The sequence below is a fragment of the Ferrimonas futtsuensis DSM 18154 genome (assembly GCF_000422645.1).
Lineage (GTDB): Bacteria > Pseudomonadota > Gammaproteobacteria > Enterobacterales > Shewanellaceae > Ferrimonas > Ferrimonas futtsuensis.
In genome coordinates this window covers 32,721-55,914 of sequence record NZ_KE383897.1, presented here as the reverse complement: position 1 = coordinate 55,914, position 23,194 = coordinate 32,721, and the positions used below count along the sequence as shown (strand labels likewise).

Annotated in this window: 18 protein-coding genes; 10 read left to right on the top strand and 8 right to left on the bottom strand. The window is 59.8% G+C overall.

The window, feature by feature from the left end; genetic code table 11:
- The first annotated feature begins 293 nt into the window (after window positions 1-293).
- Together G505_RS0119545 and G505_RS0119540 are read left to right on the top strand one after the other, a co-directional pair.
- On the top strand, window positions 294-779 hold the full coding sequence (locus tag G505_RS0119545) for a VOC family protein (protein WP_028111063.1): 486 nt from the start codon (window positions 294-296) through the stop codon (window positions 777-779).
- A 232-nt stretch (window positions 780-1,011) separates the two neighbouring features.
- Window positions 1,012-1,887: a LysR family transcriptional regulator gene (locus G505_RS0119540; protein ID WP_028111062.1), complete on the top strand. Its 876-nt coding sequence runs from the start codon at window positions 1,012-1,014 to the stop codon at window positions 1,885-1,887.
- Here G505_RS0119540 and G505_RS22120 read toward each other — a convergent pair.
- Window positions 1,884-3,620: a putative bifunctional diguanylate cyclase/phosphodiesterase gene (locus G505_RS22120; RefSeq protein ID WP_169628235.1), complete on the bottom strand. Its 1,737-nt coding sequence runs from the start codon at window positions 3,618-3,620 to the stop codon at window positions 1,884-1,886. The genes G505_RS0119540 and G505_RS22120 overlap by 4 nt on opposite strands.
- A 247-nt stretch (window positions 3,621-3,867) precedes the next feature.
- Between G505_RS22120 and G505_RS0119530 the strand changes: the two genes are divergently transcribed.
- From G505_RS0119530 to trhA, 5 genes are all read left to right on the top strand, one after another.
- Window positions 3,868-5,493 carry an amidohydrolase gene (locus tag G505_RS0119530; RefSeq protein ID WP_028111061.1) on the top strand — a complete coding sequence of 542 codons (1,626 nt, stop codon included), beginning with the start codon at window positions 3,868-3,870 and terminating at the stop codon, window positions 5,491-5,493.
- 20 nt (window positions 5,494-5,513) lie between these two features.
- Window positions 5,514-7,124, top strand: a complete 1,611-nt coding sequence (locus G505_RS22115; RefSeq protein ID WP_051216508.1) for a VRR-NUC domain-containing protein — start codon at window positions 5,514-5,516, stop codon at window positions 7,122-7,124.
- Between the two features lie 91 nt (window positions 7,125-7,215).
- On the top strand, window positions 7,216-8,112 hold the full coding sequence (locus tag G505_RS0119520; RefSeq protein ID WP_028111060.1) for a DUF808 domain-containing protein: 897 nt from the start codon (window positions 7,216-7,218) through the stop codon (window positions 8,110-8,112).
- A 222-nt stretch (window positions 8,113-8,334) separates the two neighbouring features.
- Window positions 8,335-8,775, top strand: a complete 441-nt coding sequence (locus tag G505_RS0119515; RefSeq protein ID WP_028111059.1) for a protein-tyrosine phosphatase family protein — start codon at window positions 8,335-8,337, stop codon at window positions 8,773-8,775.
- 106 nt (window positions 8,776-8,881) lie between these two features.
- On the top strand, window positions 8,882-9,529 hold the full coding sequence (gene trhA / locus G505_RS0119510) for a PAQR family membrane homeostasis protein TrhA (protein ID WP_051216506.1): 648 nt from the start codon (window positions 8,882-8,884) through the stop codon (window positions 9,527-9,529).
- A gap of 8 nt (window positions 9,530-9,537) precedes the next feature.
- Here trhA and G505_RS0119505 read toward each other — a convergent pair whose 3' ends face one another.
- The 5 genes from G505_RS0119505 to imuA all read right to left on the bottom strand — a co-directional run bounded on the left by G505_RS0119505 (window position 9,538) and on the right by imuA (window position 17,360).
- Window positions 9,538-11,718: a DUF6351 family protein gene (locus G505_RS0119505; protein WP_028111057.1), complete on the bottom strand. Its 2,181-nt coding sequence runs from the start codon at window positions 11,716-11,718 to the stop codon at window positions 9,538-9,540.
- Window positions 11,719-11,864: 146 nt separating this feature from the next.
- Complete coding sequence (locus tag G505_RS0119500) at window positions 11,865-12,074, bottom strand: cold-shock protein (RefSeq protein ID WP_028111056.1); 210 nt, start codon at window positions 12,072-12,074, stop codon at window positions 11,865-11,867.
- 144 nt (window positions 12,075-12,218) lie between these two features.
- Window positions 12,219-15,311 (bottom strand): error-prone DNA polymerase, encoded by a 3,093-nt coding sequence (locus G505_RS0119495; RefSeq protein ID WP_028111055.1) that lies wholly within the window; start codon window positions 15,309-15,311, stop codon window positions 12,219-12,221.
- Entirely contained in the window at window positions 15,298-16,695 is a 1,398-nt protein-coding gene (locus G505_RS22590) for a Y-family DNA polymerase (RefSeq protein ID WP_028111054.1), read from the bottom strand. Before G505_RS22590 ends, G505_RS0119495 begins: the two co-directional genes overlap by 14 nt.
- A complete protein-coding gene (gene imuA, locus G505_RS22105) occupies window positions 16,695-17,360 on the bottom strand; it encodes a translesion DNA synthesis-associated protein ImuA (RefSeq protein ID WP_051216503.1) in 666 nt (221 codons plus the stop codon). Before imuA ends, G505_RS22590 begins: the two co-directional genes overlap by 1 nt.
- A 170-nt stretch (window positions 17,361-17,530) precedes the next feature.
- Between imuA and G505_RS0119480 the strand changes: the two genes are divergently transcribed.
- Both G505_RS0119480 and G505_RS0119475 read left to right on the top strand, forming a co-directional pair.
- Window positions 17,531-17,884 (top strand): MGMT family protein, encoded by a 354-nt coding sequence (locus G505_RS0119480; RefSeq protein WP_028111053.1) that lies wholly within the window; start codon window positions 17,531-17,533, stop codon window positions 17,882-17,884.
- A 57-nt stretch (window positions 17,885-17,941) separates the two neighbouring features.
- Window positions 17,942-18,667, top strand: coding sequence for a DUF3108 domain-containing protein (locus G505_RS0119475; RefSeq protein WP_028111052.1), 726 nt, complete (start codon window positions 17,942-17,944; stop codon window positions 18,665-18,667).
- Here G505_RS0119475 and G505_RS0119470 read toward each other — a convergent pair.
- Window positions 18,630-19,412 carry a class II glutamine amidotransferase gene (locus tag G505_RS0119470; RefSeq protein ID WP_028111051.1) on the bottom strand — a complete coding sequence of 261 codons (783 nt, stop codon included), beginning with the start codon at window positions 19,410-19,412 and terminating at the stop codon, window positions 18,630-18,632. The genes G505_RS0119475 and G505_RS0119470 overlap by 38 nt on opposite strands.
- Before the next feature lie 270 nt (window positions 19,413-19,682).
- Between G505_RS0119470 and fadE the strand changes: the two genes are divergently transcribed.
- Window positions 19,683-22,133, top strand: a complete 2,451-nt coding sequence (gene fadE, locus G505_RS0119465; RefSeq protein WP_028111050.1) for an acyl-CoA dehydrogenase FadE — start codon at window positions 19,683-19,685, stop codon at window positions 22,131-22,133.
- Between the two features lie 121 nt (window positions 22,134-22,254).
- Here fadE and G505_RS0119460 read toward each other — a convergent pair whose 3' ends face one another.
- Entirely contained in the window at window positions 22,255-23,121 is an 867-nt protein-coding gene (locus tag G505_RS0119460) for a flagellar protein MotY (RefSeq protein ID WP_035385594.1), read from the bottom strand.
- Between the last annotated feature and the right edge of the window lie 73 nt (window positions 23,122-23,194).

Here is a 23,194-nt window from a genome sequence, read left to right as displayed (position 1 = left end):
CGGATACCCAGCTGAATAACGGATGGTGAAACCCTGAGAAGACGCTCCAAGCACTCTTCCGGCTGGAGCGGCGGATGGTCAGTCAGGCAAACTCCGGAAGGCCAGGATAATCCCACCTCTGTAGAACAATGATCTGACGGAGCTCCCGAAGACATCGTCCTCCAACAGGAAACGGCAACATTACAAGAAATAATTAAAAACATAATAATGGATAATTTATTGTTCTCAAATAAGCTCCTTATACTCTGTCCATCAAAACAAATGACGCATCAATCCCCCTGTTGGAGAGAGTTATGAAAATGAACCATATCGGCATCATGGTCGGGGAAATGAACAAGGCTGTAGAGTTCTACACCAAGGCTCTCGGACTGGAAGTTGTCATGGACAACACCCCAGTGATAGAGGAACGTGATACCGCCATCGGCAGAATGTGCATTGCCGTGTTCGGCGAAGGCTTCGAGGGTTTCAACATTGCCCATCTGCTGACCAAAGACGGCATTGGTGTTGAGCTGTTTGAGATGAAAAACCGAGAGGAGCAGCATGAGGTCAATTTCTCTCGCATCGGCATCTTCCACTTCTGCCTTGAAACCGATGACTTTGAAGGCGTGATAGAGCGCACCCTTGAGTTTGGTGGAAAGGTCCACATGGACATCATGCGCTACCACCCTGAAGACGACAGCAAGCCCTACAAGATGGTGTACCTGGAAGACCCCTTCGGCAACCTGTTTGAGCTGTACTCTCACTCCTATGCCCAGACCTACTCCTCAGAGTACGAATAAGCGATCGTTTTTTAGCCGGCCGCAGGGAGCCTGTGTCCGGCTGTTTCACGCCTGGGGGCTCCTTCGTGCCCCGGGTCGCCACCTCTCTTAGCCCCTGTGACAAACCGCAACCTGGGGTTGCGTCTCCCTCCTCAGCGAGCCCATTGCAACGATTAGGCAAACCGGCATCAATGTTGTCGTTATACTTATGAGCCATTATGATAACGCCAGTTAATTATTCAGGCGCCTCAGCATGTTGAATCTTCTCTGGCTGCGAACCTATGTCACCCTGGTAGAAACCGGTCACTTTACCCGCACCGCCGAAAAGCTGGCGATGACCCAACCCGGAGTCAGCCAACACATCCGTAAACTGGAGTCCCACTTCGGTAAGACACTGCTTCAGCGCGAGGGAAAAAGCTTCCAACTGACCCGCTCTGGAAGGGATGTATACCAACAGGCTCAACGCACCCTGGCTGAATTGTCTGAGCTGGAACAACACCTTGCCACCGACAACCCCTTCTCTGGACCCATACGCATCTCCGCCCCGGGCAGTTTGGGCCTGAAACTCTACCCGGAACTGCTCTCAATGCAGCAAACCCACCCTCAGCTCACCATCGAGTTTATGTTCGCGCCTAACGAGGGAGTTGAACGGGAGATACTCAACCGAAACATCGACCTTGGGCTGATCACCCATCAGGGGAACAAACCGGATCTGGCCTACCGTCCCTTTGGTGAAGAGCCGCTTTACCTGATCACGCCCAAGGAGATAGAGACACCTCACTGGGAGGATCTGATGCACCTTGGCTACAACGGTCATCCTGACGGCGATCACCACATCAGCATGCTGCTGGGCGCCAACTTTAAGGAGTTTCAGCAGACAAGCCAGTTTCCCAGGAGGGGGTTCTGCAACCACATTGGATTGTTGATGGCACCGGTTGCCCGAGGCCTGAGCTTTACCGTGCTGCCCAAATATGCGGTGGAAGCCTATGACGAGCTGGATAAGGTCAACATCCATACCCTGGACAACCCGGTGAGTGAACCGATCTTTCTGGTCTACCGGCGTCACCAGCCCCTCCCCACCCGGATCAGGCACGTTATCGACACCCTCGAGCCCCTGCTGAACCCTTAATCGCTCTTCACTGGCGTGCGGCAGAACTGCTGCCAACGCTGGCGCACCAGATGTTCGAAGCGGACCGGCGCCACCGGTGGACTGATGAGGTAGCCCTGCCCCGCTTCACAGCGCTGACTGCGCAGGAACTGATACTGGTATTGGGTCTCTATCCCCTCGGCCGTGACCACCATCTCCAGGTTGTGAGCCAGGGCGATGATCGCCTGAATGATGGAAGCGTTCCGCTCATCGTTTTCCAGCTCACGGACAAAGCTGCGATCGATCTTCACCCTGTCTACCGGCAGGGTTTTCAGGCGACCAAATGAGGAGTAGCCGGTACCGAAGTCATCGATGGCAATCGCCACCCCGGCCTGACGCAACTTCCACAACTGGGCCGCCATCGTCTTCCCCTGCTGCAACAGCATGGACTCGGTGACCTCCACCTCCATGCACTCTGGAGGGATTCGATGCCGCGCCAGGGTATCCAGCATCGATTCCACCAGATCGCCGTGCTCTATCTGACGTACGGAGATGTTGACGCTCACCTGCTTAAGAGGCAGCCCCTGATCCAGCCAGCGGCGCATCTGGACACTGGCCATCTCCAGCACCTGACGACCCATCTCCACAATCTGGCCACTCTGCTCGGCCTGCTCGATGAAGGCATCTGGAGAGAGCACGCCCCGTAGGGGGTGGCGCCACCTGAGCAGGGCTTCGGCACCGGTGATCAGGCCGCTGTCCAGATGAAACACCGGCTGATAGACCAGGAAAAACTCCTTACGCTCCAGGGCATCTCGGATCTCATTGACCAGGTTTCGCTCCTGGGCCTGCTCCGCCGCCAGTCTGGCACTGTAGCAACAGAGCTTCGGTCCACTACTGTGCTTCGCCTGGAACATGGCACTTTCGGCGTGTTGCAACAGGGTACGGGCATCCTCCGACTCCTTGAAATGAGCCACACCCAGGCTGCACTGCAATCCAAGGGTAAAACTGGCCAGGGAGATGGGTTCGCACAGATACTCCAGCAGTGCCTCTGACCATTGCAGCGCCTCAGCCTGGGTTTTTCCCGGCAAGACAACCACAAAGGTATCGCCGTGGAACCGGCCGAGCGCCCCCTGCTCTCCCACTCGGCCTGCCAGGCGCCGGCTTACCAGTTTGAGCACCTTGTCTCCGGTTCTGAAACCAAACTCCTCGTTGATTCGTTTGAACTGATCCAGGCCGATGCAGACCAGGCTGAGTGGCGCGGTTCGCTCGGACAACTGGGTTTCCAGGGACTTGACCAAAGCCCGTCTGTTGGGTAGGCCGGTAAGCACATCGACGAACTGGGAGCGTTTCAGCCTCTGCTCCACCTCTTTCACCAGGCTGAGGTTGCGGCCGATGGCCAACAGCGCGACATCGTTTACCAGAGGGATGGCAGTGAGGATGATTTCACAGGGAATGAGATCGCCGTTGCAGTGCTGATGGAACCACTCAAACCTGTGGTGACCCAGGTCGATGGCACTATGAATCTCCTCCAGGGCTCGTTCGCCGGAGGGCATACCGCCAGGCTGCTGCTCTGGAGAGATGTCCGCCGGACTCAAGCCCAGCAAATCTTCAGGGGCATCGAAGCCCAGTTGCCGGGCCGATTCCGCGTTACTCCAAATAAAGCGGTCACCAAAGAGCACCCACATCATGTCGGTGGAGTTGGCGAAGAGCACCCGAATCACCTCCAAGTACTCCAGCAGTTTGGTTTCGGTAAGCGAGCCGGTCAGTTTGCTCACCTCAGAAACCTGTCCTTCACCGTCCATGTACACCCGTCCCTCGAGAATATTGCCCCTTACGTTAACATGGCCATTTGTCACATAAAAGTCATGGATATGCGTCAATTAGGTAACAATTGCGAGCACAGCTTTTCGTGATTCGGTCTCTGGTCGCACTCTCTGACAGATTGCGTTGGCCCAGAGGAAGCTGCTAGGGTGTCTCCCTGTCCGCAGACATAATAAGTAATTAAATTCAAAAGGAATTGCCATGCGCCCCCTGATAGCAGCCCTGGCCTTATGTTTCGCTCTGCCCACCAGTGCCGACACCCTGCTGGTGGACAATGTCAACGGCTATACCCTGACTCAGAAAGGCCTTACCCAATTTGGTGCCCTGTTGGTCAAAGACGGCAAGGTGGTGGACACCGGTGCCCGGGGCGCGTTCACCCAGGCGGACCGCCGACTGGACGGACAAGGTATGACCCTGCTGCCCGGTCTTACCGACGCCCATGGCCACATCATGGGCCAGGGCTACCTGCAATCCGACCTGAATCTGACCGGCACCACCAGCAAAGTCGACGCCCTGGCCAGGATCAAAGCCTATGCCGAAGCCAACCCTCAGGCCCAATGGATTCGGGGCCGAGGCTGGAACCAGGAACTGTGGCCCGACAGAGCCTTCCCAACTGCCGAGGATCTGGACGCCATAATCAAGGACAAACCAGTATGGCTGCGCCGGGTCGATGGTCATGCAGGTTGGGGCAACTCCAAGGCCCTCAGCCTTGCGGGGATCAAGGACAACACCAAGGATCCCGACGGCGGCCAGATCAGTCGCAACAGCAAAGGGAAGGCGGATGGCATTCTGGTGGACAACGCCATGTCCCTGGTGGAGGAGAAGATCCCCGCCCGAACCGAGCAGGAGAAGCGGGTCGCCCTGGATGTGGCCCTGAAGCAGCTCTCCAGCCTGGGGCTGACCGGCGTCCACGATGCCGGCGTGGGCTATGACACCCTGGCCCTGTATCAGGCCAAAGATGCCGACGGCACCCTGCCCCTGAGGATCTACGCCATGCTCTCGGACATGGAAACCCTAAACCGGGTCGCCGGCCCCTATGAGGGCGATCATCTGATTGCCCGCTCCGTCAAACTCTACGCGGATGGTGCCCTGGGCAGCCGCGGCGCCGCTCTTCTGGATGACTACAGCGACCTGAAGGGACATCGAGGCCTGCTGATCCACCCGGTGCCTGAGCTGAAAAGACGCATCAAAGCGGTCATCGACCGAGGCTTCCAGGCCAACGTCCACGCCATCGGCGACCGGGGTAACCGGCAGGTGCTCAGGGCAATGGCTCAGTTTGGCGACCCGTCCCAGCGCAACCGCATCGAACACCTGCAGGTGGTGGCCCCCGAGGACTTCGATGCCATCAAATCCGCCGGCATCATCGCCTCCATGCAGCCCACTCACGCCACTTCAGACATGAACATGGCGGAGGACCGCCTGGGCTCAGAGCGGATTCACGGCGCCTACGCCTGGCGTACCGTGCTGGAAAAAGGCATTCCCCTGGCCGCCGGCTCCGACTTCCCCATTGAGTCAGCCAACCCCTTCTGGGGGCTCTATGCGGCCGTGGCCCGTCAAGATCATCACGGACAACCGGCAACAGGCTGGTACCCGGAGCAGGCCCTGAGCCGGGAGCAAGCGCTGCACGCCTTTACCCTGGGCGCCGCCTATGCCGCCTTCCAGGAGACGCGGCTGGGTTCTCTGGAACCCGGCAAGGCCGCCGATTTCATCCTGGTGGACAGGGACTACTTTAAGATACCTGCCGCTCAGATCTGGCAGACCCGGGTGCTGGCCACCTATCTGGGCGGCGAAGCGGTGTTCGTCGCCGCAGACTTTGTACAGCCTTAGTTTCCCGCTAAGCTTGCTCCATGGAGAAGCCGGTTACCCCCGCGGGCGCCGAGTTGGCGCCCGATTACTACCTGACCAACTTTCAGACTCTGACCGAGGAGGTTCGCCGTCGCAGCGCACACCTGCTCAGCCCTGATGAAACTCGGTGGCTGAAACGCTTCGACTCCCTTGAGCCAACCGAGCAGTGCCTGCTGGTGAGACTGCTCTCCCGTAAAGGCCCCCTGTTCCGTCTGGACAAACTCAGCTACGCCGAAATTCCCAACCTGAGCAACTGCGCCGAGGCCCTGGTTCAGGCCAAACTCGCTTCCTGGCACAAAATGGATACCTGGCCACAGCTGGCCAGCCTGTGCACAAAAGCGGAGCTGCTGGCGATGATGCCAGATGCTGACCCTAAACTGCGCAAACCCGAGCTGCTGACCAGCCTTCTGAATCGCCCTCTTCCCAACCATGGCCTGCGGGTGCTGGCTCTGGAGGATCGAGCGATTCTGGACACTCTGAAGCTGCTCTACTTTGGCAACCTGCATCAGGATCTGGCCCAGTTTGTGGTGAGCGATCTGGGTATTCAGCGCTTCGAAACCTACTCGATCACCACAGAGGGAGTGGAGGTGGACTCCCGCGAGGCGCTGGAGGCCTGGCTCTCGCTGGGCGAACTGGCCAGAGAGTGCCACCACTACCTGGAAAAGCGAGACTCTGACGCCCTGCTGCAACTGGCCCCCAAGCTGCCAGAACCTCTGCCCTGGACGGAGATTGAGCGCAAACGTCAGAAGCTGGTTCTGCTGTTCGCCCGGGAGTGGGAACGCAGGGAGCAGTTTGCCCGGGCGTTGGCCCTCTATGGACAGACCGACCTGCCCCCAAGCCGCGAACGCCAGGCTCGCATCGCCCTCAAGCGGGAACAGCCCGAACAGGCCCTGAATCGGGTCACCCGCATGCTGGAGGCCCCTCAGGATGAACAGGAGAGTACCGTCGGTGCCAGACTGGGCAAGCAACTGGCGCGCCAGGGGGTCTGGCACTGGTCACCGCTGCCGACCCACAAGGTACGGCAACAGGCGTTAACCCTGGCCAACAGCGGCGAACGAGTGGAAATTCAGGTAGCAAGGCACCATCAGGCCCAGGGCTGGCAGGTCTATTACTGCGAAAACAGCCTGCTCAACGGCCTTCTGGGGCTGGCCATCTGGCCTGCCCTGTTTGAGCCGGTGCCCGGCGCTTTCCTCAATCCCTACCAGGTGGGACCCAGAGACCTGTACCGTCCCCAGTTTTCAAAGCGCCGCCGCAAAGTACTCGACAACGAGTTGCGCCATTGGCAGCCTGAACGGCTGCTGGAGCGCTATGATGACAAGCAGGGAATACTCAACCCCTTGGTGCAGTGGGACTGGTTCCCCATTGAGCTGGCCGAGCTGGCCCTGGCCACGCTGCCAAGATCGCTGCTCGACGCCTGTTTCCAGAGGCTGCTGTTTGATTTACGCGGCAATCGCAGCGGCCACCCCGACCTGTTTATGGCCAGGGAGAACCAGGCACGCTGGCTGGAGGTCAAGGGACCGGGAGACCGACTGCAGGACAACCAGACGCGTTGGATGCGCTTTCTGGAGGATCAAGGGGCCGACGTGGCCGTCTGCCAGGTCAAATTCGAGTAATTATTCCCGGCCGAACTCTTGCCGAAAACAGCCAGGAGGACTACTCTTGGCGCCTTAGAATCTTTGCACTTTGTAACAGGAAATCAACAACATGGCAGGAGCCAGCCTTCTAACCCTTCTCGATGATATCGCCACCCTTCTAGATGATGTGGCCCTGATGAGCAAGGTCGCCGCCAAGAAAACCGCCGGCGTTCTGGGAGACGACCTGGCGGTGAACGCCGAGCAGGTCTCCGGCGTCAAGGCCGACCGGGAACTGCCCGTGGTATGGGCGGTCGCCAAAGGGTCAATGATGAACAAGGGGATACTGGTGCCCGCCGCCCTGGCCATCAGCGCCTTTATCCCCTGGTTGATCACCCCCCTGCTGATGCTGGGGGGCCTGTTCCTCTGCTTCGAAGGGGCGGAAAAGGTGTTGGAGATGCTCTCCAAGGAGGGGCATCAGACCCCCAAGGATCTCAGTGGTGAAGATCAGCACCAGTATGAACAGACCAAGATCAAAGGCGCCATCCGCACCGACTTTATCCTGTCGGCGGAGATCATCGTGCTCACCCTGGGCGTCGTCGCCACGGCGCCCTTCATCACCCAACTGTCAACCCTGGCCACCATCGCCGTGCTGATGACCATCGGCGTCTACGGCCTGGTGGCGGTGATCGTTAAGATCGACGATGCCGGCCTCTATCTGAGCCAGCGCCCCTCCTCGGTCAGCCAGAGCACTGGCCGGCTGCTGCTGGCTGCGGCCCCCAAGCTGATGAAGTCACTCTCTTTGGTGGGCACCATCGCCATGTTCCTGGTGGGCGGCGGCATCCTCACTCATGGCGTGCACCTGATCAGTGAGTGGATCTCTGAAGCCGCCGCCGAGACTGCCCTGATCCCCGCCATCGGCCAGATCGTCTCCGCCGTTGTCCCCACTCTGCTCAACGGCCTGACCGGGTTGTTGGCCGGCTTCGTGCTGGTGGGCGGCCTCCACCTGGTACAGAAAGTACGCGGATAACCCCAAACCGGCGGCACTGCGCCGCCGGTAACCCCCTATCGCCGAAGTTGTCGCCAACTTTACCCAGTTTGAAGTCAAATGAGACAAAATTGGCGGCAAACTGTTACTGTCTGAACTCTTCCTGAACCGACGGGCCGGTAAGTACTCAAGCCGACTCCCCCGTTTAATTTCTGTTCAGCTAACGCCCCCTAAACTGATCTCACAAGTGAATGGGAGAGCGTCATGAACCAAGAGGTACACCTGACCCCGAGATGGGTACACCCCGGCAAACTGGCCGGCATCCGCAAGCCCAGGGCCCATGAACTGGGTGCTCTGGCCAAGGCTCGTTTTCAAGCCGTGATCTCATTGTGTGACGATCAGGACAATCATCAACTCTACCAGGACTGGAAACTGCCCTTCCTCTGGCTGCCTGTGGCCTGTGGCCAGGTCCCGAGCCGAGTGCAGCTGGAGCAGATGGTTCGCTTCATCGAGCGTTTTGAAGGAGCCGTTGCGGTCCATTGTAACGGCGGACAGCGCACCGCCGCCGGCCTGGCCGCCTACCTGATCCATCAGCAGGGAGACTTCGATGCGGCGCTGACCACCATCGAAAGCATCATGCCTGAGCTGGAGCTGGATGAAGCTCAACTGATCAGTTTGCTGCAACAAGCCAACGTGATTCAGTAAGATTTAGGTGGGAGTAAACAGCCACCTATGAAGTTGAGCTAACACTTGTTAGCTCAACTTCAGACTGTTAATATTCTGGTTTGACCTGTGTCACAGAGAGAGCCCGATGAGCACCCAAGTCCACCCCTACTCCGCTGGCGAGGAGATCGCCAATGCCGTAACCCACGGGCTGGGTGTCGCCGCCGCCATCGTCGGCCTGACCCTGATGCTGACCAAGGGGATCCCGGTCCTCAGTGGCTGGGAGATTGCCAGCGTCAGCATCTATGGTGCCAGCCTGATCCTGCTGTTTCTCTTCTCTACCCTTTACCACGCCATCAGCCATCCCGGTGCCAAACAGGTGTTCAAGCGCCTGGACCATTGTGCCATCTACCTGCTGATTGCCGGAACCTACACCCCGATGATGGTGATCAGCCTGAACGACTGGAAGGCGGACCTGGTGCTGGCTACCATCTGGGGGATGGCCGTGGCGGGGATCCTGTTCAAGGCGTTTTTTGTGCATCGTTACAAGAAACTGGCCCTGACCACCTACCTGGTGATGGGCTGGCTGTGCCTGCTGGTGATCTACCCACTGTATCAGGCCATGCCCAATGCCGGTTTCAATCTGCTGTGGATAGGCGGGCTCTGTTACAGCGGCGGCGTCGCCTTCTACGTGGCCAAGCGCACCCCCTACACCCATGCCATCTGGCACCTGTGCGTCCTGGGCGGCGCCGTGTGCCACTGTGTCGCCATCGCGGTCTTCGTGATCCCCAGCTAGCTGCGACACTAAAACCCCATCTGCGGAGTAAGATCCGACGGCCTGAGCGCATCCACTGCGCTCAGATCGCACACCCCTGAGGGAAATATCGTCTCGAGGTTCCCCAAGTAGGGGGACATATCCCGCTCCCCATACTGCCCTTGATGTATGGCCTCAGCCACCGGAATCAACTGGCACTGGAATACGCTGCCCTGCCAGGGGCCACCAGCCTGAACCCTGGAGTTGCTGAAGTGAGGGTAGTGCTGGCTGCACACCCCGGCAGCCCTGCCATTCCAGGGGCCATTCCAGGCATCTTCGCCACCATAGATCACCTCCCCCTTCTCATCAAAACAGAGATCATTCAGCGACTCTGGCCTGGAGTCCCCCCGGGCCCTGGCCTCGAGCCAGGCCTCCATCGCCTCGAAGGCTTCGGCAAGAGGCGTGTAATCCTGATGGGAAACCCAGATCAACTGGTTCCGGCTGTGTCCCTCCCAGGCCAGTATCCGTGCCCGGGCCTCGAAGGACGCAGACAGGTGATGCATATCCAGCTCAGGCTCCAGATAATGACGCAAATCGATGACTGGCAGGGGGTTGCTGCCCACGAACACCTGGCCACTGCGGTAAGCCCGCTCTACCGCAAGTGGGTCTGGCTGACGCCGGGCGGCCGGGGCGCCTTCGGTGATGTTGTGGTTACCCCAGAGGGAGAGCCACAGGGGTAGCTTGTGACCTAAAGGCAGCCAGATGGATTCCGCTTCCATCCGGTGCGGCGGGCGCCAACTGCCGATGTAGCGATTCAGGTGGAGGAACTCGGCCGGAGTGATCTCGCCGCTCACCAGAGAGCGCAATCCATACTGCACCCCCATGTTACCCCAGGCACTGCGGGCGTACCCCTGAGGATCCCGGCCATAGATCTGAACCAGGTCTTCCCAGTAACTCCAGTGGCCCTGGATTTGAACCTGTTCTGAGAACATGGGCCGGATATACCCCTGATGTGGGTTGTGGATGAGGGCCGCCAGGCCAAACCAGCCATTGATGCACTCGCTGGAGCCCTTGGGCCAACGGGGCCATCGTCCGTGCAGCAGCTGATTCAAAGGCTCCAGAAAAGGGGCCTTGTGGTCGAAGCCGGCCTTGGCGTTCATCCCTTCCAGGGAAACCCGGTTATCAAAATCCTGCCATCGATGGTTCTTGTTTGCCCGAAAGGCGTAGTAGGTGTTGAGCAGGTCGCAATCCAGGCCATAGAGTGTCTGGGTGACCATGTCCGGGTAGGCGTAGAGTGCCAAGGCGCCGTCGAACACCTGTGCACGATTCTGGGCCATCAGGTACTGAGCCAGGCCACCTCCTGAGCCGCCGATGCCTATGGTGTACCTGGGCTCACCGTAGAGGCTGGTGAACTGACGCTTTACCCGACGAGCGGTGTCTTCCGCCCGAATCATGTTATAGGTGTAACTGGTTTTGTTGCCGCTGGAGGTGATCACCGCATAGCCGGAGCGCAACTGGTCCCGGCGCTTGCTCACCAGCCTGAAGGGCTTGACCCGCCCCTGACGAAAGCCGATGCCGCTGCCGCCATGAAACTGATAGATAAGCTTGCGGTTCCACCAGGGGGCATCGGTACGAGCAAGATCCGGGGTCGCCAGCATGGCGAGATGGTAGATGTATCTGTTGATGGTGCCACTTTCCACCCGGTAGATCTCCGGGACCCGCTGGCCTTCGATCTCAGTGGTGGCCACCGCCTCAGGGGGAGGAGGAAACTGACTGTCGTAACGGCGTACCTTGCCTCTGATGTCGACAAAGTAGTAATTGAGTTGACTGGGCAAGCCGCAGTCCCGGCTGTAGCCAAGGATGCGGCTACCCTGAACGCCGCCCCGCTCTTCGTAGACCGGAACGCCATGGCCTTTGTGGTTATCCACCACCGGCTGGCCCAACCCCGCCAGTTGGGTCATGCAGAAGAAGGGATATTGACTCTGCCCGGCATACAAGGTCTCTGCCGGACCCACTTGTCCCAGAGGAATGGGAAACGGGTAGGTCTCTTCGGGGCGGGAGACAAGGGCCAGGTGTGGCTGATAATCGATAAGAGTTCGGGCAAGCGTGGGAGCCAGCTTGTTGACCTGCATCTCGTGATAGGGGTGGGTCCAGCGCTGATACTGGAAGTAACCCAACACCCCCAAAAGGCTGACCAACACCAGGGTCAGAAGATAGAACAACCACCTCATCGCACACTCCCATGCGGCCCGGCATGAGATTAAGTGTGGTTCAAATAGGGGGGAGCCCCCAAAGGCGCAGGAGCCTGCAAAAATTTCGGGCAATAAAAAGGCCCTCGCCTAACGGCAAGGGCCCTGAAAATCTGCTTGGGTAAGTGTTAGATAACGCTTACGTTCTCAGCTTGAGGACCTTTCTGGCCTTGAATGACGGTCATGGTCACTTGCTGACCCTCAACCAGGGTACGGCGTCCACTGCCCTGGATAGCAGAGAAGTGTACGAACACATCCTTGCCATCTTCACGGGAGATGAAGCCAAATCCTTTTTCGTCGTTAAACCACTTAACTGTTCCAGTAACTTGTTCAGACATATCTAACTCTTTTTCAATCAATCCTACGGACGGTCCTTACCGCCCGTTATCGAGTTCAAGTATACGCAGGTTGCCGCCGTTTACAAACCTTCTGGTGAATTTTTTATCAGTTAATGTGCTCTGATCAAAAATGATCCCATTTTGTTAACGAAAATTTCGAGATTGAACCCTGAAATTGTCAAAGAGCTCACTTCTGTCCCTTAAATGCCCCGCCATCAGGTGCACCACACCCTCCCCTTTCTCGACTTTTCCACTCACTTGCATCAGTTTTGCCGTGAGGTAGGGCTGACGCTGAGCCTGGGCGGTCCGACTCCACACCACAACATTGGCGTTGCCGGTTTCATCCTCCAGGGTAATGAAGGTTACCCCACTGGCGGTCCCCGGACGCTGACGCCCCACCACCACCCCGGTCAGGGTCACCAACTGGCCATGACGACAGGCCATCAGTTGCTCGGCGTTCACCTGCCCCTTCATCAGACCACGGCGGCGCAACATCGACATCGGGTGCTCCCCCAGGGTCAGCCCCAACTGAGCAAAATCGGTGAGCATCTCCTCCTCCGCTTCAGGTTGGGAGAGGGTTACCTGGCTCTCCAGCGGGGTATCGCCAAACAGGGGCAACTGCTCCGCCACCGCCGCCAGCTGCCAGCGCGCCTGATGGCGGTGGCCCGCCAGGCTCTTCAGGGCGTCCGCCGCCGCCAGCCGCTCCAGCTCCTGGCGTCCCAGTCCAGTCAGTGAAGCCAGTTGCTGGCTGTCGCGAAAACCACCTGACGGGCGGCGTGAGGCCACCCGGCGCCCCGCCTCCTCGTTGAGCCCCTTTATCAGCCTCAACCCCAGGCGCAGCCCGGCCTCCCCGGCCACAGACTCCAGAGTGTGGTCCCAACTGCTGTGGTTTACCGACACCGGCAGCACACTGACCCCGTGACGACTGACATCCTGTACCAACTGAGAGGGGGTATAGAATCCCATGGGCTGACTGTTGAGCAGGGCGCAGCAGAAAGCCGCCGGGTAGTGGTATTTGAGATAGGCGGACACATAGGCCAGCAGAGCGAAACTGGCGGAGTGGGATTCGGGGAAGCCGTACTCGCCAAAGCCGCGGATCTGGTTAAACACCTGGCGGGCAAAATCCTGGCTGTAACCCCGCTCGGCCATCCCCGACAACAGCTTGGTTTCAAACTTGTCCAGCTCTCCATGACGTTTCCAACTGGCCATGGCCCGGCGCAAACGGTCCGCCTCGCCGCCGGAGAAGCCGGCAGCCACCATGGCCAGCTTGATCACCTGCTCCTGGAAGATCGGTACCCCCAGAGTGCGCTCCAGCACCTCACGCACCGCTTCGCTTGGGTAACTCACCGGCTCCAGGCCGTGACGGCGGCGCAGATAGGGGTGGACCATATCTCCCTGGATGGGGCCGGGACGGACGATGGCGATCTGAATCACCAGATCGTAATAGCTCCTGGGCCGCAACCTGGGCAGCATATTGCTCTGGGCCCGGGACTCAATCTGAAATACCCCTATGCTGTCCGCCTGGCACAGCATGTCATACACCTGAGGCTGCTCCCGCTGCACATCCTCCATGCCATAGGGCTGGCCACGCCACTGGCCAATCAGGTCGAAGCAGCGACGGATGGCGGTAAGCATCCCCAGGGCCAGCACATCCACCTTAAGCAGCCCCAGGGCTTCCAGGTCGTCCTTATCCCACTGAATCACCGTCCGATCGGCCATGGCAGCGTTCTCCACCGGCACCATCTCTGCCAGAGGCCCCTGGGAGATGATAAAGCCGCCTACATGCTGGGAGAGGTGACGGGGAAAGCCGATAAGAGCCTGCACCAGCGGCACCAGATGGGCGGCGGCGCCACTGGGCAGCCCCTCCTCACTCATCAGCGCCTGAGTCTGATTCTGCCAGGAGTTCTCCTTATCACGGCGGTCCACCTGCCTGATCAGCCGCTCCTGATAGCTCTCATCCAACCCCAGGGCCTTGCCTACATCCCGCACCGCGCTCTTGAAGCGGTAACTGATCACCGTGGCGGCCAGGGCAGCCCGCTCCCGGCCATACTTGCCGTAGATATACTGAATCACCTCCTCCCGGCGCTGATGCTCAAAGTCCACATCGATGTCCGGCGGCTCATTACGCTCTCTAGAGATAAAGCGCTCGAACAGCAGGCTGACCTGAGTGGGGTCCACCTCGGTGATCCCCAGGCAATAGCACACCACGGAGTTGGCCGCCGAGCCCCGCCCCTGATAGAGGATCTTGCGAGAACGGGCAAAACGGACGATGTCGTAGATGGTCAGAAAGAAGTAGTGATACTCCAGCTCATCGATGAGTTGCAGCTCCCGCTGGATCTGCGCCGAGACCGGCTCCGGGACGCCATTGGGATAACGCCAGCGAGCCCCCTCTTCGGTTTGCTGACGCAGATACTGGGAGGCACTGAGCCCCGGGGGCACCACCTCGGCCGGATACTGATAACGCAGCTCCTCCAACTCGAACTGGCACAGGCTGGCGATCACCTGGGTCTGTACCAGCCACTGAGGGCGATAGCGGCGCGCCAGGGCCGGCAAGGATTTAAGGTGGGCCTCCCGGTTGCCCTGCAGCCGCCAACCAGCCTGGGCCAGGGTGCAGCCATGGCGCACACAGCAGAGCAGATCCAGCAGAGGCTGACGGTCAGACCGATGCATCCGTACGCCCCCGGCGCAGACCAGAGGCAATGACCAGTGGCGCCCCAGGGCCTCTGTCAGGGCCAGTGCGGCGGCATCATCCGGGGTAAAGTGGCGCTCCACCAACAACCACAGCCGTCCCTTATAGAGAGGCATCAATCTGGCGATCACCGAATCCAGGGCCGTCCGCTCTGTGGCCACCACCGGCTTAACCAGCAGCAAACACTCCTCCAGATTGGACTCCAGGTCGTCCCAGTGGACAGCGTATTCCCCCTTGGGGCTGCGTCTACGGGCCCGGCTGATCAGGGCGGAGAGCTGGCCATAGCCCCGGCGGCTCTGGGCCAGCACCACCAGGGTGGCCTCCTCAAAACGAAACTCACTGCCGGTGATCAGCCTGATGCCGTGCTCCCGGGCCGCTTCCCACCCTTTCACGATCCCCGCCAGGGAGCACTCGTCGGTAAGGGCGATGGCGCTGTAACCCAGGCTGGCCGCCTGAGCCACCAGCTCTGCAGGATGGGATGCCCCCTGCAGGAAACTGTAGTTGCTCAGGCTGTGCAGCTCGGCGTAGCCCAGTTCAGAACCAGCCATGAATAAACCACCCCAACTCGTCCCGAAATACCCAACACCAGCGACCATCGTCGATCTGGGCCAGATAGTAGTCCCGGGCGACGGGGGCGTCGTCCCACCAGCCACTCTCCAGCCGCTCCGGTCCCTGACGCAGACACAGCCGGCGTCGTTCAATCTCCTGCGGCGACTCCAGCAACCAGGGCGGCCGAGGTTTCTGGGGAGCCGCCGAGCCCAGTGCCCCCGGCTCGCCCCAGCACCAGGCCCGCTCCGGACGAATCTCATCCACGCAACCGACCCCTTTGACCCTGGACTCTCCCAGGCGGGCAATCAGCTGAGACACCAGTTCCCGGGCCGGGTTGTGATCGCCACCGGTCAGCACCTGGGCATTCAGGGCCCGGGGATCGGGGTCCAGCTCACTGAAACGCTCTGCACTCAGTGCCAGCTCCACCACAGGCTGATACAGGGTCAGGCGCTCAAACCTCAGCTGCACCAACTTAAACAGCTGCTCACTGCGATGCTCTGCAAACCCCGGACGCAGCACTATGGTCTGATCCGGCCCCTGACGGTGCACCAGAGTCAGGGTAAAGGCGTCACAGGCGAGCTGGCGATGACGCAGAAACTCACCCAGGGCCGCCAGCATTCGCTTCAAGGGAAACAGCAGCACCTGAGCCAACTCCACCTCCTCCATCAGCACCAGCTTCTGACGAAATCCGGGTGGGGGCTGATACTCCCGGCGAGGGTCGGGCAACTCCCCCCACAGCCGGGAGAGATAGAGCAGCAGTTCACTGCCAAATCGCTGTCCCAGCTCCTGCCTGGGCAGCCTGTACAGCTGCTCAGCCTGACGAATCCCCATCCCCAGCAGCCGCTCTCCGCTCTCCCCGGGCAGCTCCAGGGCAGCCACAGGCAGAGCCAGCAGGCTAGCCCTGAGCGCCTCCTCCTCCAACGTGTTGGCATCCTCTCCACTGCGGGCCAGCAGGGCCGCCGCCTGAGGCGTGTGTCCCAACCCCTGACGGCAAGGTAACCCCAGGGTCTCCAGGCTCAGATCAAGGGCCGCACGCCACTGAGCCAGGCCGCCAAAGAGCCGCAGCATACTGCCCGCCTCCAGCAACAAGCGATCCGGCGGCACCAGCACCACCCGGCCACTGAAACCATAAGCCCAGGCCCCCAGCTCCTCCAGGAGAGGCACCTCATTGCCCATGGGTTCCAGCAACCTCAGCTCCGGACACAGGGAGGTGGCCGTGGCCAGGCTCTGCCCCCGGGCCACTCCGGCATCCCGGGCCAGCTGATTGAGCTGCAGCACCTGTATGGGCTGGCCGCCCACCAGGGCCAGGGGGGGCAGCGTTTCCAGGGTTCTGGCCTGATGGTGCAGCTGCAGATCGATAAAGTGCAGACCCAGCCACAGCATTACCAGGGTCCCTGCACCAGAGTCGCCCTCCCCTTACCGGGGAGTGGCCCCCAACCTGAGGGGGCCAGAGTCACAGGCTGAGGGGATTGAGGCCAGCCCCCGCGCTGCTTGAGGATCTGCAGGCTGTGCCCCCCAGAGGCCACCGACAACTGAAGACGCAAACTGACCGGGTGACTCTCCTGCTCCAGCACCAATGGCAAAAATACCAGGGCCACACTCTCCCCCTTTTCCGCCGCCAGTTGCAGCCGCCGTGACTCACTCACCGACAAGGCATCGAGCCACAGCAGTACCCGCTGACAGCTGCCGCTGGCCAGGGCCTGCTCTGCGGCCCACAGCTGCTCCTTACGGTCCAGGTCGGTCAGACACAGCAGGCGGGAGAGATCCAGCTCCCGGCTCCAGGCCGGCGCATAAGGCACAAAGGGCGGGCAGATCATCAGCAACCACTGATCCTCCGCCGGAGTCACCAGACTCTGCAGCAGCAGGGCCTCACCACTGCCGGGATGAGCCACCAGCACCTCCACCACGCCTCTGTCCGGCCAGCCCTGGCGAGCCAGGCGGTGTTCCAGGCCGGGAAAACCTGTGGCGATGCCACAGCTGTCCTGCTGCCACTGGCTGGCCAGCCACAGGTCATCACGCTTAAGCAGGGAGTCAACGGGTTTCAACATTTTCAGCACCAAACAAAATACTGTACGCATATACAGTATAACCATCTTGGGCTCAGATCCAAGGGATCCTTGGGGAACCCGCAGCCCCGTCAGGCACTCTTAAAGAAAAGCGTCTATGAATTCAGTAAACTGGGCCACTGACTCTCCCCAACGTCGAAGGATGCAGACAGATGAGTGAACCCAAGCCCCTGACCGGTGAGCAGAGGATCTGGCAGGTGTGCCTGATGATCCCCGCAGGCAAGGTGGTCAGCTATGGTCAACTGGCGGATCTGGCGGGGCTGCCCGGCCGGGCCCGACTGGCGGGCCGGGCGATGCGCACCGCTCCCAGGGAGATGGCTCTGCCCTGGTACCGGGTCCTGGGCGCCGGAGGCAAGATCTCCCTGCCCAAGGACTCCCCTGGATATCGGGAACAGCAGTACCGTCTGCGGGAGGAGGGGGTCGAGGTCAACGGCAGCCGCATCAATATGAATCGCTACCAGTGGCAACCGGATCTCGCCGAACTGCTTTGGCAACTACCCTTTTAAATAATGCGTTTAGTACCAGCCGCCAACACAACCTGACTGAGCCAATAAGGAGTGCCCATGCGAGCCCTAGTCCCCCTCTTCCTGCTGCTGCAGGCGCTGGCTGTTCAGGCCAATCCCCTGCTGCCCTATCGGGCGGACTATCAGGTGTGGCGCGGCGACTCCGAACTGGGCGAGGGCTATTACCAGTTGGAGCAGTTGACCGATGGCCAATATCGCCTGGGTTACCAGAGTAAGGTGGGCCTGCTGTTTCTCTCCGATACCCGCACCGAAACCAGCGAATTCAGGATGGTGTCAGAGTTGGTGCGCCCGACCCTGTACCGGATGAAGCGCTCCGGCACCGGACCGGACTTCAAGTCCTGGATCCGCTTCAATCCGGATAAGGGCCCCATCCAGGCCCAGTACCGGGATGAGAAAGCGACGCTGCCCTGGAGCGAGCCCAAGTTTGACCCCCTGAGCTATCAGCAGCAGTTGAGGCTGGATGTGGCCGCCGGGAAGACCGAGATGGCCTATCCCATCATCTATAAAGCCATAGAGAAGGAGTACCGCTATAAGGTGCTGGGAGAGGAGACCCTGATCCTGCCCTTCGGCACCCTGGAAACCATCAAGCTGGAGCGGGATCGGGGGGAAGGCAGCAGCCGCCAGACCTACCTGTGGCTGGCCAAGGCGCACCACCTGGTGATGGCGCGCCTGATTCAGTATAAGGATGGAGATGTGCAGGCGGAGCTGAAACTCACCGCCCTGGAGTTCAAGGACGACCCGATGCTACAGGCAAACCATCCTTAAACAGCTGCCACTCACCCCCCTCCATGGTGTGCCACTGCTCATTGTGAGTCAGGGGCCGGGTGGCGATCACCGTCACTATGTCCTTCTCGGTGGTTTCCTGCTTAAAGTCGATCACCATGTCGGTATCGATCAGCTTGGCTTCACCAAAGGGCGCCCGCCGGGTGATCCAGCACAGGTTGTTGCTGCACAGGGCCAGCAGATAACGGCCATCGGTGATCAACATATTGAACACCCCCAGTTCCCTCAGCTTGGCCGCCTCCTGGGCCATAAAACGAAATGCCTGCCGCATATCCTTGGGCTTTTCCGGGAAACGCTCCGCCAGCTTGTCCATCAGGTAACAGAAGGCCAGCTCACTGTCGGTGTTGCCCACGGGCTGAAACCGTTTGGGTTTCATCTTATCGGTGTAACCACTGAGCTGGCCGTTGTGGGCAAAGGTCCAGTAACGCCCCCACAGCTCCCGGCAGAATGGGTGGGTATTCTCCAGTGACACCCGACCGCGGTTCGCCTGGCGGATATGACTGATCACCGCCTTGCTCTTGATGGGGTACTCCTTGATCAGGCTGGCCACCTCAGACTGACAGCTGGGCTGACAATCGCGGAAGGTGCGGTTGCCCATCCCCTCATAGAAGGTGATGCCCCATCCGTCGGTGTGGGGACCAGTGACACCGCCCCGCTCCACCAGTCCGGTAAAGCTGAAGACGATGTCCGTGGGTACATTGGCGCTCATCGCCAGCAATTCACACATGGCTTTACCCGTATCATTCTCTATTACAACGAAGAATAACCAGATTTTAACGTTCGCGCACCCCGCCCGGCCGGCGTTTGCTCAAAGGCTCACCACCTGAGCCTGTTCTTTTCCCTATACCTTGCCGCAAATAATCGCAATTAGATCTTGAAGAAGTTCAAACATGCGTTTAGTTTTTATGTGACAGAGGTCCGACCAGACCATATACTGTGACAGAGAGCAAACCTGTCGGTAGTCCGTACCCCGGCAGGTGACACAAGGAGAAATAACGTGACTACCCTAATTTGGAGCATTGCCTCTATCCTGGTGTTAGGAGGCCTGATCTACAAGCGCGCCTCACTGACCCTGTTTACCCTGGTGGCCGCCGCGGCCCTGGCCATTGGCAGCGGCCTTGGCATCGTGGGCACCCTGGCCTGGATCCTCTTCGCCATCATCGCCATCCCGTTCAACGTCGCCTCCCTGCGTAAGAGCTTGCTGACCAAGCCCGCTTTGAAGGCGTTCCGTTCCGTGATGCCCGAGATGTCCCAGACCGAAAAGGATGCCATCGAAGCGGGCACCACCTGGTGGGACGCGGACCTGTTCTCCGGAGCACCTGACTGGAAGAAGATGCATCAATTGCCCATGCCTCGCCTGAGTGCCGAGGAACAAGCTTTCCTGGATGGCCCGGTAGAAGAGGTGTCCCGCATGGTGAACGCCTTCCGCGTGTCTCACCAGGACGCCGACCTGACCCCAGAAGTTTGGCAATACCTGAAGGACAACAAGTTCTTCGCCATGATCATCAAAAAGAAGTATGGCGGTCTGGAGTTCAGTCCCTACGCCCAGTCCCAGATTCTGCAGAAGCTGGCCGGCGTAGATTCTGTACTGGCCTCCACCGTGGGCGTACCCAACTCCCTGGGCCCAGGTGAGCTGCTGCAACACTATGGCACCGAAGAGCAGAAGGACCACTACCTGCCCCGCCTGGCGGTTGGCAAAGAGGTGCCCTGTTTCGCCCTGACCAGCCCTGAGGCCGGCTCTGATGCCGGTGCCATCCCAGATTACGGCATCGTCTGCAAAGGCGAGTGGGAAGGCAAAGAGGTGCTGGGTATGCGCCTGACCTGGAACAAGCGCTACATCACCCTGGCCCCTGTGGCCACCGTGCTGGGCCTGGCCTTCAAACTGCGTGATCCTGATGGCCTGATCGGCGATGAGGAGGAGATTGGCATCACCTGCGCCCTGGTCCCCACCAACATCGACGGTGTGATCATCGGCCGCCGCCACTTCCCGCTCAACACCATGTTCCAGAACGGTCCGACCCAGGGTAACGACGTGTTCGTGCCTCTGGACTTCATCATCGGCGGCCCCGAAATGGCCGGCAAAGGCTGGCGCATGCTGGTTGAGTGTCTCTCCGTCGGCCGTGGCATCACCCTGCCTTCCAACTCCGCCGGTGGCATCAAGACCGCTGCGGCAGCCACAGGCTCCTACTCGCGCATCCGTCGCCAGTTCAAGACCCCCATCGGTAAGATGGAAGGGATTGAGGAGCCGATGGCGCGCATCGGCGGTAATGCCTACCTGATGGAAGCGGTGAACGCCATGACCACCACTGCCCTGGGTCTGGGCGAGAAGCCTTCGGTGATCTCCGCCATCGTGAAGATGCACCTGACCGACCGCATGCAGAGATGTGTCATCGACGCCATGGATATCCACGGCGGTAAGGGCGTGTGCCTGGGCCCCAACAACTACCTGGGCCGCGGCTATCAAGGCGCTCCCATCGCCATCACCGTAGAGGGTGCCAACATTCTGACCCGCTCACTGGTGATTTATGGTCAGGGCGCCATCCGCTGTCACCCTTATGTACTTAAGGAGATGGACGCGGCTTTCGATAAGGATGCTGACCGCAGCCTGGAGAGCTTCGACAACGCCGTTTGGGGCCATGTGGGCTTCGTGTTCAGCAACTTGGTGCGCAGCATCTGGTTCGGCCTGACCAGCGCCCGATTCAGCAGTGCTCCCTACTCTGATGTCACCAAGCGCTACTACCAACACATGAACCGCTTCAGCGCCAACCTGGCCCTGCTCTCTGATCTGGCCATGGCGATGCTGGGTGGCAGCCTCAAGCGTAAAGAGCGCACCTCTGCTCGCCTGGGCGACCTGCTGAGTCAGCTCTACCTGACCTCCGCTACCCTCAAGCGTTATCAGGATGACGGCCGTCAGACCGACGACATCCCACTGATGCAGTGGGCCGTTGAAGACAGCCTGTTCAAGCTGCAGACCTCACTGGTGGAACTGCTGGATAACTTCCCCGCCTTCGGCGGCCTGCTGAAGTTCCTGATGTTCCCTCTGGGTCTGCCCATGAAGCGCACCTCCGACAAGCTGGATCATCAAGTGGCCAAGATTCTGCAAACCCCCTGCGCCGCCCGCGATCGCCTGATTGCCGGCCAGTGGCTGGAAGCCCATGAAAACAACCCTGTGGGCCGCCAGGAGCAGACTCTGCGCAACATCCTGGCCGCCGAGCCTCTGTTCGACAAGGTGTGCAAAGCCGCCGGCACCAAGCTGCCCTTCTGGAAACTGCATGAAGTGGCCGACAAGGGACTGGAGCTGGGTGTGCTGACCGCCGATGAGGCTCAGCTGCTTCGCGACGCCGAAACCGGTCGCCTCGAAACCATCAACGTGGATGACTTCGATCCCGAAGAGCTCAAGGCCAACCCGGTAGAAGCGGAACCCACCAAGCCCGTACAGGCCGCCTAAGTCCCCAGGCCGCCTGAACCAAAACCCCGGCACTTCGCCGGGGTTTTTCTCTCCATAAAGCCCAAAAAAACACCAACAAAAAAAGGGCCATCAGGCCCTTTTTTTCTTCACACGCAAGTCGCTAACGCTCCATGCGAATCACCACCCGGCGGTTCTGAGCCCGTCCCCGGTTACTGGTGTTGCTGGCGATATGGCGCTTCTCACCGTGACCCTGGCTGACGATGCGGTTGGCTTCGATGCCGGCTTCCACAAAGAACTGCTTCAGCTTATCCGCCTGCTCATGACTGAGCTTGAGGTTGGATGCCTCGGAGCCGAAGCTGTCGGTATAGGAATCGATCAGCACCAGTTCCAGGGTGGGATCATAGGAGAGGTACTCCCGGATGCGCTCCAGCTTACGGCGGGACTCGGTGGTCAGGTCTCCGTTCTTGTCCCTGAAGTTCAGCACCGTATAGGCGATATCTTCGAAGCTGTAGGGCAGCAGACTGTCGATGCAGGCAACAAACTGAAAATAGCTGTTCTGAAAATTGGCCGAGCTCAGACCCACCGCCACCTGATTCACCGGATTGTACCAGTCCTGGTAGTAAAAAGTGGGCTGCATCCCCTGCTCCAGCTCGGTGAGCATCACCCAGGCAGCGTGCTTGGGCACCTCGGCATCGAACTGAGCCTGATAGGTCACATCCACAATGGCGCGGGCTGGCACCCCAGGTCGCCAGGAGGGGGCAACCGAGCGCAAACTGGCTCGGGTGGCTCGCTCAGGCTTTCGCCGCATCTCAAGGATAAAGTTGAGATCGGTGGAGCGCCCCGCCCTGCTGTTAAACACGGCGGTACCATAATGGGGAATGGTATGGGTCAGGGTACACTGAAGCGGATTGGCCGTCTCCAGGTTCCAATGCGACTGATCGATGGATGCCACATAGTTCCTGACACCGCCATAGGCGGAACAGGAGAGCATCGCACTCACAATCACTGCACCATATCTCAATCGCATTTAGGCTACCCTGAGGTTGTCTGTTACCGCCTGTATCGGCGTCGCGGCAGAAAGCTTTAGATTAAATCTTCGC

Coding starts and splice junctions, on each gene's coding strand:
- G505_RS0119545 (WP_028111063.1), top strand. CDS start 294: ATGAAAATGAACCATATCGGCATCATGGTCGGGGAAATGAACAAGGCT.
- G505_RS0119470 (WP_028111051.1), bottom strand. CDS start 19,412: ATGTGTGAATTGCTGGCGATGAGCGCCAATGTACCCACGGACATCGTC.
- G505_RS0119480 (WP_028111053.1), top strand. CDS start 17,531: ATGAGTGAACCCAAGCCCCTGACCGGTGAGCAGAGGATCTGGCAGGTG.
- G505_RS0119475 (WP_028111052.1), top strand. CDS start 17,942: ATGCGAGCCCTAGTCCCCCTCTTCCTGCTGCTGCAGGCGCTGGCTGTT.
- G505_RS0119515 (WP_028111059.1), top strand. CDS start 8,335: ATGAACCAAGAGGTACACCTGACCCCGAGATGGGTACACCCCGGCAAA.
- trhA (WP_051216506.1), top strand. CDS start 8,882: ATGAGCACCCAAGTCCACCCCTACTCCGCTGGCGAGGAGATCGCCAAT.
- G505_RS22115 (WP_051216508.1), top strand. CDS start 5,514: ATGGAGAAGCCGGTTACCCCCGCGGGCGCCGAGTTGGCGCCCGATTAC.
- G505_RS0119495 (WP_028111055.1), bottom strand. CDS start 15,311: ATGGCTGGTTCTGAACTGGGCTACGCCGAGCTGCACAGCCTGAGCAAC.
- imuA (WP_051216503.1), bottom strand. CDS start 17,360: ATGTTGAAACCCGTTGACTCCCTGCTTAAGCGTGATGACCTGTGGCTG.
- G505_RS0119520 (WP_028111060.1), top strand. CDS start 7,216: ATGGCAGGAGCCAGCCTTCTAACCCTTCTCGATGATATCGCCACCCTT.
- G505_RS0119460 (WP_035385594.1), bottom strand. CDS start 23,121: ATGCGATTGAGATATGGTGCAGTGATTGTGAGTGCGATGCTCTCCTGT.
- G505_RS0119505 (WP_028111057.1), bottom strand. CDS start 11,718: ATGAGGTGGTTGTTCTATCTTCTGACCCTGGTGTTGGTCAGCCTTTTG.
- G505_RS0119540 (WP_028111062.1), top strand. CDS start 1,012: ATGTTGAATCTTCTCTGGCTGCGAACCTATGTCACCCTGGTAGAAACC.
- G505_RS0119500 (WP_028111056.1), bottom strand. CDS start 12,074: ATGTCTGAACAAGTTACTGGAACAGTTAAGTGGTTTAACGACGAAAAA.
- G505_RS0119530 (WP_028111061.1), top strand. CDS start 3,868: ATGCGCCCCCTGATAGCAGCCCTGGCCTTATGTTTCGCTCTGCCCACC.
- G505_RS22590 (WP_028111054.1), bottom strand. CDS start 16,695: ATGCTGTGGCTGGGTCTGCACTTTATCGATCTGCAGCTGCACCATCAG.